Origin of the sequence: Terrabacter sp. 2YAF2, from assembly GCF_052114705.1 — a bacterium.
Lineage (GTDB): Bacteria > Actinomycetota > Actinomycetes > Actinomycetales > Dermatophilaceae > Terrabacter.
In genome coordinates this window covers 1-11,778 of record NZ_JBFRFG010000007.1, presented here as the reverse complement: position 1 = coordinate 11,778, position 11,778 = coordinate 1, and the positions used below count along the sequence as shown (strand labels likewise).

10 protein-coding genes and 1 pseudogene are annotated in these 11,778 nt (G+C 69.5%); 7 read left to right on the top strand and 4 right to left on the bottom strand.

Annotated elements, in window-relative coordinates:
- Positions 1-370 precede the first annotated feature (370 nt).
- Positions 371-1,501, top strand: coding sequence for a tryptophan--tRNA ligase (gene trpS / locus AB4030_RS10310; protein WP_442279131.1), 1,131 nt, complete (start codon positions 371-373; stop codon positions 1,499-1,501).
- Here the strand turns inward: trpS and AB4030_RS10305 are convergent.
- Positions 1,495-2,319: a lysophospholipid acyltransferase family protein gene (locus AB4030_RS10305; RefSeq protein ID WP_442279130.1), complete on the bottom strand. Its 825-nt coding sequence runs from the start codon at positions 2,317-2,319 to the stop codon at positions 1,495-1,497. The two genes, trpS and AB4030_RS10305, sit on opposite strands and share 7 nt — an antisense overlap.
- Before the next feature lie 218 nt (positions 2,320-2,537).
- Here AB4030_RS10305 and acs point away from each other — a divergent pair, with 218 nt between their 5' ends.
- From acs to AB4030_RS10275, 6 genes are all read left to right on the top strand, one after another.
- Entirely contained in the window at positions 2,538-4,532 is a 1,995-nt protein-coding gene (acs, locus tag AB4030_RS10300) for an acetate--CoA ligase (protein ID WP_442279129.1), read from the top strand.
- 271 nt (positions 4,533-4,803) lie between these two features.
- Positions 4,804-5,283, top strand: a complete 480-nt coding sequence (locus tag AB4030_RS10295) for a TadE/TadG family type IV pilus assembly protein (protein WP_442279128.1) — start codon at positions 4,804-4,806, stop codon at positions 5,281-5,283.
- Between the two features lie 32 nt (positions 5,284-5,315).
- Positions 5,316-6,344, top strand: a complete 1,029-nt coding sequence (locus tag AB4030_RS10290; RefSeq protein ID WP_442279127.1) for a hypothetical protein — start codon at positions 5,316-5,318, stop codon at positions 6,342-6,344.
- 161 nt (positions 6,345-6,505) lie between these two features.
- Complete coding sequence (locus AB4030_RS10285; protein WP_442279126.1) at positions 6,506-7,051, top strand: NADPH-dependent FMN reductase; 546 nt, start codon at positions 6,506-6,508, stop codon at positions 7,049-7,051.
- A 73-nt stretch (positions 7,052-7,124) separates the two neighbouring features.
- Positions 7,125-8,933 (top strand): DEAD/DEAH box helicase, encoded by a 1,809-nt coding sequence (locus tag AB4030_RS10280; RefSeq protein WP_442279317.1) that lies wholly within the window; start codon positions 7,125-7,127, stop codon positions 8,931-8,933.
- Between the two features lie 215 nt (positions 8,934-9,148).
- Positions 9,149-10,018, top strand: coding sequence for a helix-turn-helix transcriptional regulator (locus AB4030_RS10275; protein WP_442279125.1), 870 nt, complete (start codon positions 9,149-9,151; stop codon positions 10,016-10,018).
- A gap of 42 nt (positions 10,019-10,060) precedes the next feature.
- Here AB4030_RS10275 and AB4030_RS10270 read toward each other — a convergent pair whose 3' ends face one another.
- From AB4030_RS10270 to AB4030_RS10260, 3 genes and pseudogenes are all read right to left on the bottom strand, one after another.
- Positions 10,061-10,474, bottom strand: coding sequence for a hypothetical protein (locus tag AB4030_RS10270; RefSeq protein WP_442279124.1), 414 nt, complete (start codon positions 10,472-10,474; stop codon positions 10,061-10,063).
- Position 10,475: 1 nt separating this feature from the next.
- Positions 10,476-11,405 (bottom strand): signal peptidase I, encoded by a 930-nt coding sequence (locus AB4030_RS10265; RefSeq protein ID WP_442279123.1) that lies wholly within the window; start codon positions 11,403-11,405, stop codon positions 10,476-10,478.
- 74 nt (positions 11,406-11,479) lie between these two features.
- Positions 11,480-11,778 (bottom strand): annotated as a pseudogene (locus AB4030_RS10260) (TasA family protein); the annotation flags it as partial.

The window sequence follows — 11,778 nt, the reverse complement described above, 5'->3', positions numbered from 1 at the left end:
CCCCGCTCCTCGTCGTCACACCGAGCCACATCCAACGCGGGCGGAACGCTTCGGCGGAGATGGAGGGCAACATCATCCGTAGGCTCAATTCCGCTGCTGCCGTGCCGATTTCGTCATGTGGGCGCATCGACGACAGCACTCCCCGCGCACAGATCGATGGCTGCAGTCGCCAGACACGTGCCTGCCGCGTAGTCTGAGTGTCATGAGTTCGACCGTCGCACCGATCCGCGTGTGGTGGCTGCCCAGCTGAGGCGGCCCGTCGAACCAACCCGATATCCGGAGCCGCCCACGGGCGGCTCCTCGCGTTTCTCCTGGCGACAGGGCATGCGGTCGGTCCCTCCCGTGGGTCTCCACCACGACAGGAGAGACCATGTCCACCAGCCCCACCCTCACCAGCATCGCCACTGCACCGACGCCAGCAAGCGCGTACGACGAGAGCGCGACGTACGCCGCGGCCCGCGACCGCAGCGCGGTCCTTGACGCCCTCATCGACGAGCACGCCACCGAGGACCCCGCGCGCTTCCGGATGCTCACGGGCGACCGACCCACCGGACCGCTCCACATCGGTCACTACCTCGCCAGCCTGCGGAACCGGGTCCGCCTGCAGGACAAGGGAGTCGAGACATTCGTCGTCATCGCCGACTACCAGGTCATCACCGACCGCGACTCGGTCGGCGAGATGGGGGCCAACGTGCAAGGTCTCGTCCTGGACTACCTCGCCGCCGGCCTCGATCCTGCGCGCACGACGATCTTCACGCACAGCGCGGTCCCGGCCCTCAACCAGCTGATGCTGCCGTTCCTGTCGCTCGTCACGGATGCCGAGCTGCGGCGCAATCCGACGGTCAAGGACGAGCTCGCCCTGTCCGACGGTCGTCCGCTGTCGGGGTTGCTCCTGACCTACCCGGTGCACCAGGCTGCTGACATCCTCTTCTGCCACAGCCGGATCGTGCCGGTCGGCCGCGACCAGCTGCCGCACCTCGAGCAGACCCGCGCCATCGCCCGCCGCTTCAACACGCGGTATGCCGCGGGGCACAGCGTCTTCCCCGAGCCCGAGGCCCTGCTCAGCGAGGTCCCGCTCCTCCTCGGCACGGACGGCACGAAGATGAGCAAGAGCAAGGGCAACGTCATCAACCTGCGCGACAGCGCCGACGAGACCGCCGCCCGGATTCGCGCGGCCCGCACCGACTCGGAACGGCGGATCACGTTCGACCCCAACGGCCGTCCAGCCGTCGCCAACCTCCTGACGATCGCAGGGCTCTTCCTCGATGAGCCACCCGAGTCGGTGGCCGAGCGCATCGGCGACGGCGGCGCCCAAGGCCTCAAGGCGGTCGTCACCGAGGCTGTCAACGAGTCCCTGGCCGGGCATCGGGCCCGCCGTGCCGACCTCGCCCGCGACCCGGCATACGTGACGTCGGCGCTCCACGAGGGGAACGCACGCGCGGGCGAGGTGGCCGAGCGGACGCTCGCGACGGTGCGGGCGGTGATGGGGATGAGCTACTGAGGCGGCAGCGCGGGAACGGCCGAGCGACGGACGCGAGAACCTCTGCGAGAGCGCAGGATTCGAGCCTCCGCCGCGAGGTCGACCCGGCGCATGGCCTCCTCGTCGAGCCGAAGCCCCTCGTCGCGGGCGGGCGCAGTGCCGCCGCGCGAGGCAGGCAGCCACCAGCGGTCCGCCTCGTCACGCGGCCGGTCGGGGTGGGTGTCGATCGCCTCGGAGAGCAGGCTGTCGACGCGGGCGCGGAGCTGCTCGGTGACGGCATACGGGTCGGCATCGGGAGACGGCCGCAGCGGTTCGCCGACAAGGATCGTGACGGCGGTGCCGCGCCGCAGGCTGAGACGACCGTCCACGGTGTGGATGCGTTGGCTGCCCCACACCGCGACCGGCAGCAGCGGCACCCCGCACCACGTCGCGACAGCAGCCGCCCCCGGGCGGAACGGCCGCAGCTCCCACGAGCGCGAGATCGTCCCTTCGGGGAAGATCCCGACGACCTCCCCGGCGCGGGCCCGGGCGACGGCGTGGCGGAGGGCGACCGCACCGTTCGCACGGTCGACGGCGACGTGGCCCATGGCCCGCATGGCACGGCCGACGACCGGTGGGGTGAAGACGCCGTGCTTGGCGAGGAACCGCACGAAGCGGCCCCGCCTGCGCCCGATGAGCCCGACGAAGAGGAAGTCGAGGAAACCGACGTGGTTGCTGGCGAGGACGGCGCCGCCCTCTCGCGGGAGGTACTCCGAGCCGCGCACGTCGACGCGCAGGCCGAGGACCGCGAAGACCGCGAGGGCCGCGCGGACGACGAGGCGGTAGGTCCGGTCGGTCACACCTCATCTTCGTTCCCCGAGCGCGCGCGGATGGGCTCTGCCACGCTGGGAGGCCAGACCGCTCGTCCGTGGAGCGGGACCGGTCGCCGGGCTACTCGCGGGTAGCGATGAGACCCGCCTCACTCCACCCTTGAAGCGCGAACTAGCCTGCGTTTGAGTTGTGCCAACCACGTTGCCCGGCCGCCGAGTGCGCGGGTGGCGCGACCGCACCACCGTCGATGCGAAAGGGTGACACCGTGAGCGAAGAGCCGCTCCAGAACCTCGTCCACGAGGGACAGACCTTCCCGCCCCTGCCCGACTTCGCCGCGCAGGCGAACGGCACGGCCGACCTCTACGAGCAGGCCGAGGCCGACCACGAGGGCTTCTGGGCCGAGCAGGCCCGGACGTACCTCACGTGGAGCACGCCCTTCACGCAGTCGCTCGACTGGAGCAACCCGCCCTTCGCGAAGTGGTTCGCCGACGGCGAGCTCAACGCGTGCGTCAACGCCGTCGACCGCCACGTCGAGGCCGGTCGCGGCGACAAGGTGGCGATCCACTTCGTCGGTGAGCCCGAGGGCGACACCCGAGACATCACGTACGCCGACCTGCACGCCGAGGTCCAGCGCGCCGCGAACGCCCTCGCCGACCTCGGCGTCGGCAAGGGCGACACCGTCGCCATCTACCTGCCGATGATCCCCGAGGCCGCTGTCGCGATGCTCGCGTGCGCCCGTCTCGGCGCCCCGCACTCCGTCGTCTTCGGCGGCTTCTCCGCCGAGGCGCTCCACTCGCGGATCAACGACGCCGAGGCGAAGGTCGTCATCACCTCCGACGGCGGCTACCGACGCGGCGCACCCTCGGCCCTCAAGCCGGCCGTCGACGCGGCCCTCGACCACGGCGACACGTCGGTCGAGCACGTGCTCGTCGTCAGGCGCACCGGCCAGGACACGGCGTGGAACGACCGCGACGTCTGGTGGCACGAGGCCCTCGAGAAGGCGGCCCCGACCCACGAGGCGCAGGCGTTCGAGGCCGAGCACCCGCTCTTCATCCTCTACACCTCGGGAACCACGGGGAAGCCGAAGGGCATCTTCCACACGACCGGTGGTTACCTGACCCAGGCGGCCTACACGAACGCCGTCGTCCACGACGTGCACCGCGACACCGACGTCTACTGGTGCACCGCCGACATCGGCTGGGTCACCGGTCACTCGTACATCGTCTACGGGCCGCTCACCAACGGCGTCACGCAGGTGATGTACGAGGGCACCCCCGACACCCCGCACCAGGGCCGCTGGTGGGAGATCATCCAGGACTACAAGGTCTCGATCCTCTACACGGCCCCGACCGCCGTGCGCACCTTCATGAAGTGGGGCGCCGACATCCCGGCGAAGTTCGACATGAGCTCGCTGCGACTGCTCGGATCGGTCGGCGAGCCGATCAACCCCGAGGCGTGGCTCTGGTACCACAAGCACATCGGCGGCGGCCGGGCCCCGATCGTCGACACGTGGTGGCAGACCGAGACCGGCGCGATCATGATCAGCCCGCTGCCCGGGGTCACGACGCTCGAGCCCGGCTCGGCACAGAAGCCGATCCCCGGCATCAGCGCCGAGATCCTCGACGACGAGGGGCAGCCGTTCACGACGCCCGAGCAGGTCGGCTACCTCGTGCTGACGAAGCCGTGGCCGTCGATGCTGCGCGGCATCTGGGGCGACCCGGAGCGCTACAAGGAGACGTACTGGTCGCGGTTCGGCGAGAAGTACTACTTCGCCGGCGACGGTGCGAAGTACGACGCCGAGGGCAACATCTGGCTGCTCGGCCGCGTCGACGACGTCATGAACGTCTCGGGCCACCGCCTCTCGACCGCCGAGATCGAGTCGGCGCTCGTCTCGCACCCGAAGGTCGCCGAGGCCGCGGTCGTCGGCGCGAACGACGAGACGACCGGCCAGGCCGTGTGCGCCTTCGTCATCCTGCGCCAGGAGTTCGTCGAGGAGGCCGACGAGCCGGGCGAGGGAAAGGACCTCGTCCAGGAGCTGCGCAACCACGTGGCCAAGGAGATCGGCCCGATCGCGAAGCCCCGCTCGATCATGATCGTCAGCGAGCTGCCGAAGACCCGCTCCGGCAAGATCATGCGCCGCCTGCTGCGCGACGTCGCCGAGGGCCGCGAGGTCGGCGACGTGACGACCCTCGCCGACAGCTCGGTCATGGACCTCATCAAGACGGGCATGTCGGCCAGCTGATCATGTGAGCTTCCCGCGCGTTCCCTACCGCCCGAGCACGTATGCCGCCCGCCTCCCCTTTCGTGGGGAGGCGGGCGGAGTGCTTGCCGGCCGGCTCCCGACGCCGGCCTGCCGTGCGAGCCGAGGTGGCGGCCGCCGACGTCGCAGTGGGGCGCTTGCCTGCGTTTCCTACGGTTTAGTCGGTTTGACCCATTCGGTCGTCGTCCGTCGGCCATCATGAGTGTCGGGCCTCCTAAAGGGGTGGCGCCGGCCAGTTGGGAGGCACGAAGGCATGGCTATCAAGCGCCATCTGCGGGGACGAAAATCCGACCGGGGCGCGTCGGCGGTCGAGTTCGCCCTGATCGCGCCGATCCTGGTCCTCGTCCTTGGCGGGATTCTCGACTTCGGCTTCGTCTTCTCCCAACAGATCGCCCTCAACAACGCCGCACGCGACGCTGCCCGAGCCGGGGTCGTGCCGAACCTCGCAGGAGCCGGTCTGTCTTGCAGCGCCATCTCGACCAGGCTGACCACGGCCATCACCAACGGGGCTGTCGGCCTGAACAGCGGGTCGGTCGTGGTGACAGTGACGGCGCCCACAAGCGATCCGGCCGCCACGTGCGCAACGAGCACGAACACGCCGTGTACGAAATCCTCGGCGACCCAGCAACTGACGGTGGTCGCCTCGTACGTGTCATCACCGCCGTTCCCACTGCCCTACCTGAGTCCCATCACCCTCACCGGTAAGGGGGTGTTCCAGTGCGAGTACAGCTGAGAAACTGGCCCGTACGCGGTGAGCGCGGAGCCGTGGCCGTCGTGGTCACGCTCCTGACCATCCCGATCTTGACGTTGGCCGCATTCACTGCGGATTTCGGCAACGCCTACTCACAGGCGATGGCGTTCAGCGCTGGAGCCGACAGCGCAGCCCTGGCGATCGTCGACGCGAAGCGCAACGCCATCGACGCCGCGCCGACGGTACCGAACACCTGTCGGACCATCGTCAACAACGACAACGGCCAAGCGTTGACCATCGCCAAGTCAATGGTCAACGTCAACGGTCCCTTCGGCCTCAGCACGGACACCGGCATCAACGTGACCGTCACGCTCGCATGTCTGGACGCGGCAGGGCTTCCCAGTGACACCGGGATGCTGAAGGCGACGGTCACCGTCACCCGGGCGGTCCCCACGAGCTTGGGCCAGATCGTCGGAATTCCGTCCGTGACTGCATCGCGCGACGGCAGCGCGGCGCTTGGCGTGGCTAACAGGGTCAATGGCGTGTTTCCCTTCGCAATCTGCAACATGCAGGCACAGGCCATCGCCAGCGACGCGACCTCAGACGCAGCCAACGGTCTCCCGTACCGAACGGAAACCATCGCGTCGGACAAGGTGTGGAACGCAGCATGCAGCACCGGGAACGGCTCCGGAAACTGGGGGTGGCTGGCCTGCGGGAACGGGGTCAGCGTCCCCGACATCGCCAAGTCCATCTCCCAAGGCTGTCTGAGCGACCTCACCCTGGCGGGAACGCCTCCCCATGTAGCAGCCGACGGAGCCCCAGGCAACAAGATCAACTCGAACAACATCACCAGTGCCCTGGACGCAGCCCTTGGCCGGGTATTCGCCTACCCCGTCTACGACGCCATCGATGGTCATGGCGCCAACACCACGTACAACATCATGGGGTTCATCGAGCTGAAGCTCCTCGGGTACACCAAGGACGGGGACTTTCAAATGCAGTACGTCGCCTACAGCCCGGGCGGCAACATCAACGACCTGTGTGGCATCGGGATCGTGCAGTGCACCGCATACAACGCCTGGGCCACCGGCCTGCGCAAGTGACGCTCGGGTCTGCCCCCGCGCGGTGGTGGCAGCTGGATACCGTCGTCCCGAGGGGCAGCCCTCGGAGGTGATGCGTGCCCGTCCCCATCTCCATGACTTTCGCCATACGACGAAGGCGACGGCGGGGGAATGCCCGGCACGCCATGATAGTTGGTTGAAGCGTGAAGCAACTTCGTATCGTCGTCTCCAGCACCCGCCCTGGCCGCATCGGCCCCAAGGTCGCCGAGTGGGTCGCGGCCCAGGCGCCCTCGAGCGAGTGGGAGGTCGAGCTGCTCGACCTGTCCTCGCTGCCGTTCTTCGACGAGGAGGACATGCCGCGCAACGGCAACTACGCCAAGCCGCACACCAAGGACTGGGCCTCGAAGGTCTTCGAGTCCGACGCGATCGTCGTCGTGACGCCCCAGTACAACCGCAGCTTCCCGGCTCCGATCAAGAACGCCATCGACTACCTCTTCGCCGAGTGGGACGCCAAGCCCATCGCGCTCGTCGGCTACGGCTGGAGCGGCGCGAGCGACGCCACCGCGGACCTCAAGAAGGTCCTCGAGCACGTCAAGGCCGACGTCGTCGGCGCGACCGGCCTCGTCTTCACGCAGGACGTCTCCCCCGCGGGTGAGCTCGACGTCACCGACGAGCGCCGCTCCGAGCTCGGCGCGCTCCTCGACGCGCTGGCCGCCAGGGTCGACGAGCCCGTCGGCGCCACCGCCTGACCGCCCGGCCGGGCAGAGGAATGTCGCGCACCCCGCCTGACGCACTACCGTCAGGGGGGTGAGTGAGCAGAGCATGCAGTCCGAAGCACCCGAGCCCGTCGCGGACGCCGCGGACGCACCCAAGACCGACCAGGTGAGCTTCGCCGACCTCGGCCTCGACGACAAGGTGCTCAAGGCGCTGCGCGACGTCGGCTACGAGTACCCCTCGCCGATCCAGGCCGCGACGATCCCGGCGCTGCTCGAAGGACGCCACGTCGTCGGGCTCGCACAGACCGGCACCGGCAAGACGGCCGCCTTCGCCCTGCCCATCCTCAGCCAGCTCGACCTCAAGCAGAAGAAGCCGCAGGCGCTCGTCCTCGCCCCCACGCGTGAGCTCGCCCTGCAGGTGTGCGAGGCCTTCGAGCGGTATGCCGCCCACCTCAAGGGCGTGCACGTGCTGCCCGTCTACGGCGGGCAGGCGTACGGCGTGCAGCTGAGTGCGCTGCGCCGCGGAGTCCACATCGTCGTGGGCACACCGGGCCGCATCATGGACCACCTCGAGAAGGGCACGCTGGACCTCAGCGAGCTGCGCTTCCTCGTGCTCGACGAGGCCGACGAGATGCTCAAGATGGGCTTCGCCGACGACGTGGAGACGATCCTCGCCGACACCCCGGACGACAAGCACGTCGCACTCTTCTCGGCGACGATGCCGTCGCAGATCCGCCGCATCTCGAAGAAGTACCTCCAGGACCCCGTCGAGATCACCGTCAAGTCCAAGACCTCGACGGCGCCGAACATCACGCAGCGCTACCTGACGGTCAGCTACCCGCAGAAGGTCGATGCCCTGACACGCATCCTCGAGGTGGAGAACTTCGAGGGGATGATCGTCTTCGTCCGCACCAAGAACGAGACCGAGACCCTTGCGGAGAAGCTGCGGGCGCGGGGCTTCTCGGCGATGGCGATCAACGGCGACATCGCGCAGAACCAGCGCGAGCGCACCGTCGACCAGCTGAAGTCGGGCAAGCTCGACATCCTCGTCGCCACCGACGTCGCCGCGCGCGGGCTCGACGTCGAGCGGATTAGCCACGTCGTCAACTACGACATCCCGACCGACACCGAGTCCTACGTGCACCGCATCGGCCGCACCGGTCGCGCGGGGCGCAGCGGTGACGCGATCTCCTTCGTGACGCCGCGAGAGCGCCACCTGCTCAAGGCGATCGAGAAGGCCACGCGCCAATCGCTCGTCCCCATGACGATGCCGAGCGTCGAGGACATCAACGCCACGCGCCTGACCCGCTTCGACGACGCCATCACGGCGGCTCTGACGACCGACCGGATCGAGGCCTTCCGCGACGTCGTGGCGCACTACGTCAACGAGTACAACGTGCCCGAGGTCGACGTGGCTGCGGCGCTGGCGGTCGTGATGCAGGGCGACGAGCCGATGTTGCTCGACCCTGAACAGGTCCGTCCCGCAAGGACGTTCGACGACCGCGGCCCGCGCGATCGTCGTGACGACCGGGGCCCGCGGTCGGGGCGCGGAGACCGCGCCGACCGAGGCGATCGAGGCGAGCGCGGCGAGCGCGGTGACCGGGGGCCACGGCGTGGCGCCTCGGGCCCCATGGCGACGTACCGGATCGCCGTGGGGCGTCGCCACCGGGTCGAGCCGCGACAGATCGTCGGCGCCCTCGCCAACGAGGGCGGCCTCGGTCGGCAGGACTTCGGCCACATCGACATCCGCGCCGACCACTCATTGGTCGAGCTGCCAGCGACGCTCCCGCCGGGCACCTGGGACAAGCTGCGGTCGACCCGCATCTCCGGCCAGCTCATCGAGCTGAGCGAGTCGCACGAGCGGGGCAGCCGTTCCGGCCCGGCCAAGCCCCACCGCAAGGGCCCGCGCGACTGACGGCGCCAGTCGACCCCCAGCCCGTCAGGCACCCCCACGCGAGGGTGCCTGACGGGCTGCTGCCCCTATCCCGGCGACATGTCCCGCGGCGTGGCAACCGCTCGGCCTCCCACCGCCGAACGTCCCCATTTCCGCCACGGATGTCCCCCTTCGTGCCATTGTGAAGAACGGCTCCACACGGCACGAGTGTCTCTTCCGACACCTTGACACCTGTCGTGGCCGAGCCGACCACGACGACGGCTGATGTGCAGGCGCGGGCAGCCGCGGGGGGAGAACGGATGGCGCACCTGCGACGAGTGGCGGCGGCCGCCACTGCGCGCGACCTCGCCGTCGCCGCGGCTCGCGGTGAGTCGTTGTCGCCGCTGCTGGCCGACGTCATGGCCGTGCTGCGCGCGGACGCCGGCGTGGGACTGACGCGGCTGAACCTCGGCCGCAGCGGCATCGACGTGTCCGTCGACGTGCACGGGTCGCGGCCTGTCACCGCCGAGATGGGCCGTCTCGCAGCTGAGGTCGCCGACCAGCACCCGGCGATCCTCACGCTCTCGACCGACCACGCGACGCGGGTCAGTGATCTCCTGTCGATTCGGGAGTTCTGGCACACCGACGTCTACGAGCGTATGCATGGACATGCCGACGGCCGCTACCCGATCGCCGCCATGCTGCACCAGTCACCAACGGCCGTCACGTTCCTCGGAGCCCACCGCACGCATACGGACTTCCGACCGGACGACGTCGAGATCATCGAGCAGATCCAGCGGCCGCTCGTGGCGGCGCTGACCTTCCGGGCGGCTCTCGAGGCCACCACGGCGCTGCTTCGCACCGAGCACCCCGACCCAACCGCCGGAATCGTCGACAAGGCGCTGTTGCCCGCCGCGGCGCTGAGCGCCGGCTACCGCCCCACCCAGCGCGAGGCCGAGGTGCTCACTCTTGCCGCGGCCGGCTGGACCAACGTGCGCATCGCCCGTCGGCTGGGCATCACGGAGCGCACCGTGCGCAAGCACCTCGGCTCCGTCTACGAGCAGTCGGGCCATCGCGGCCGCGCCGCGGCGGCGGCATGGTGGACGGAGCTGCGCGACCGGAACTGACCCGGCACCATGCCCCGGTCGCCAGACCGGTGCGATCGGCGCTCAGCACCTGGTGCTTTGCGACAATGCAGGTCCTGTCCATGCGCCGACGCGAGCCACGATCGTCACCGTCCACGTGCCGTGGTTGGGGAAGCGGTCGACCATCAGACTCTGCGGGGAGGACCCCGTCGCCGTGGTCGTCGCCGTGGGGCCCGCAGGCGTGGCCAGCGTGATGACGTAGCTCGTGGCGCCCGTGACCGCGTCCCAGCCGGTGATCGACACCCCGCCGACGCTCTGGTTCGCGTTCGCTGGGCAGGTGAACGTGACTGCGGCGTTGGTCGGGGCCTGCAACGTCAGGGTCGCAGCACGCGCGGTGCCGGACGCCTTGGCCGTGAAGGCTGCCCAGGCCGCTGCCGGCGCGCCGACCCCGACGAGGAGCAGGAGCGAAGCCGCGAGGAGTCGGCGGCGGAGGCTCACCTCAGGCCTCCACCCTGGTGGCGTCCCCCGGGGTGTTCACGGACGTCGGGTTGTTCACGGACGTCGTGACCTGCACGTCACGCACGGCGTCCAAGGCCCGGGCCGTCGGGGCTGCGGTCCGGCGCAGGGAGCGCAGGGCGCGTCGGGCACGCCGGCGGTTGCCGGCCTCGACGGCGGAGGTGACAGCGTGGCTGCACTCCGAGAGACGCACGGCCCCCACCGTGGCGGCCGTGACCTCGAGACTGAGTCCCGCCTCCACCACGTCCGTCGTGTCGTCGGCGGCGACGGCCTCCTCGATCCGCTGGATCCGGACGTCGATGAGCTCTCTGAAAGTGCGGGCGAACGCGTACGCGGCGTCGACGCTGCCCAGCTCGTCGGCGAGCTCGTCGAGCACCTCGACATCGAATGCCGGCGACGGCGACCAGATGCGGCGCAGCGCGACGACCATGAGGAGAGCCAGCGCGCCCCAGAGGACGTAGGTCTGGACGAACGGCTCACGCAGCACGCGGATGACGCTACCGGCGTGCGGGACGACGGCGCGGGTCTCCCACACCGTGTCGCCCTCGAGCGTGGCGACCCAAGGGTCCGCCTTGGCGTTCGCGTCACCCTTCGTGACGATCGCCAGGCGTCCGTTGGCGTCCGTTGTGACCTTGACGACCCGGTGGGTCTCGACGCGGTGGTCCTCGACCGGGATGTAGTAGGTCACGACGTCACCGACCTTCACCTCGCTCGCCGGCTTCGGCGTGCTGACGATGACGTCGCCCGGGTTGATCATCGGGGACATCGAGCCGGTGAGCATCGTGGCGGTGCGGTAGCCCAGGACACGCGGCCCGAGGGCGACCACGACGAACGACAGGAGGGCCGCGAGGAGGAGCAGCCGCGTCGCCAGACGCCACAGGAACCGCCCTGTCACCGCCAGGTTCGTCGACATCGGTCTCCTCCGAGTTGTCTACAGTTCTCTGCACCCAGCGCTCGTGCGGCGGGAGCCGGTGCGCTCCGCTGGTGTCAGCGGTTGGTGGCGGCGCGCTGGGTGCCGGTGAAGTCGAAGTTGATGACGCTGTTCTGGCCCTGGAAGGTGTTGTCCGCGGCAACCGGGAAGGCGAGGTTGACGCGCAGGTTGTCGGTCTGGCCGTTGGTGAGTGCGGCAAGGTTGGCCAGCGCGACGTTGGCGCCGATGACCTTCTGCGAGGACAGCACGGTCTTGGTGGTGCCCGAGCAGGTGTAGGTGTAGGCCGGTGCGGTGCCTGCCTCGGTCCAGGCGCTGGAGCAGGAGTCGATGCTCAGCTGCAGGCCGTTCGTGGCGT

Bases quoted from the DNA above. Each gene is read 5' to 3' on its own strand.
- AB4030_RS10280 (WP_442279317.1), top strand. From the start codon at position 7,125: ATGCAGTCCGAAGCACCCGAGCCCGTCGCGGACGCCGCGGACGCACCC.
- AB4030_RS10265 (WP_442279123.1), bottom strand. From the start codon at position 11,405: ATGTCGACGAACCTGGCGGTGACAGGGCGGTTCCTGTGGCGTCTGGCG.
- trpS (WP_442279131.1), top strand. From the start codon at position 371: ATGTCCACCAGCCCCACCCTCACCAGCATCGCCACTGCACCGACGCCA.
- acs (WP_442279129.1), top strand. From the start codon at position 2,538: ATGCGAAAGGGTGACACCGTGAGCGAAGAGCCGCTCCAGAACCTCGTC.
- AB4030_RS10295 (WP_442279128.1), top strand. From the start codon at position 4,804: ATGGCTATCAAGCGCCATCTGCGGGGACGAAAATCCGACCGGGGCGCG.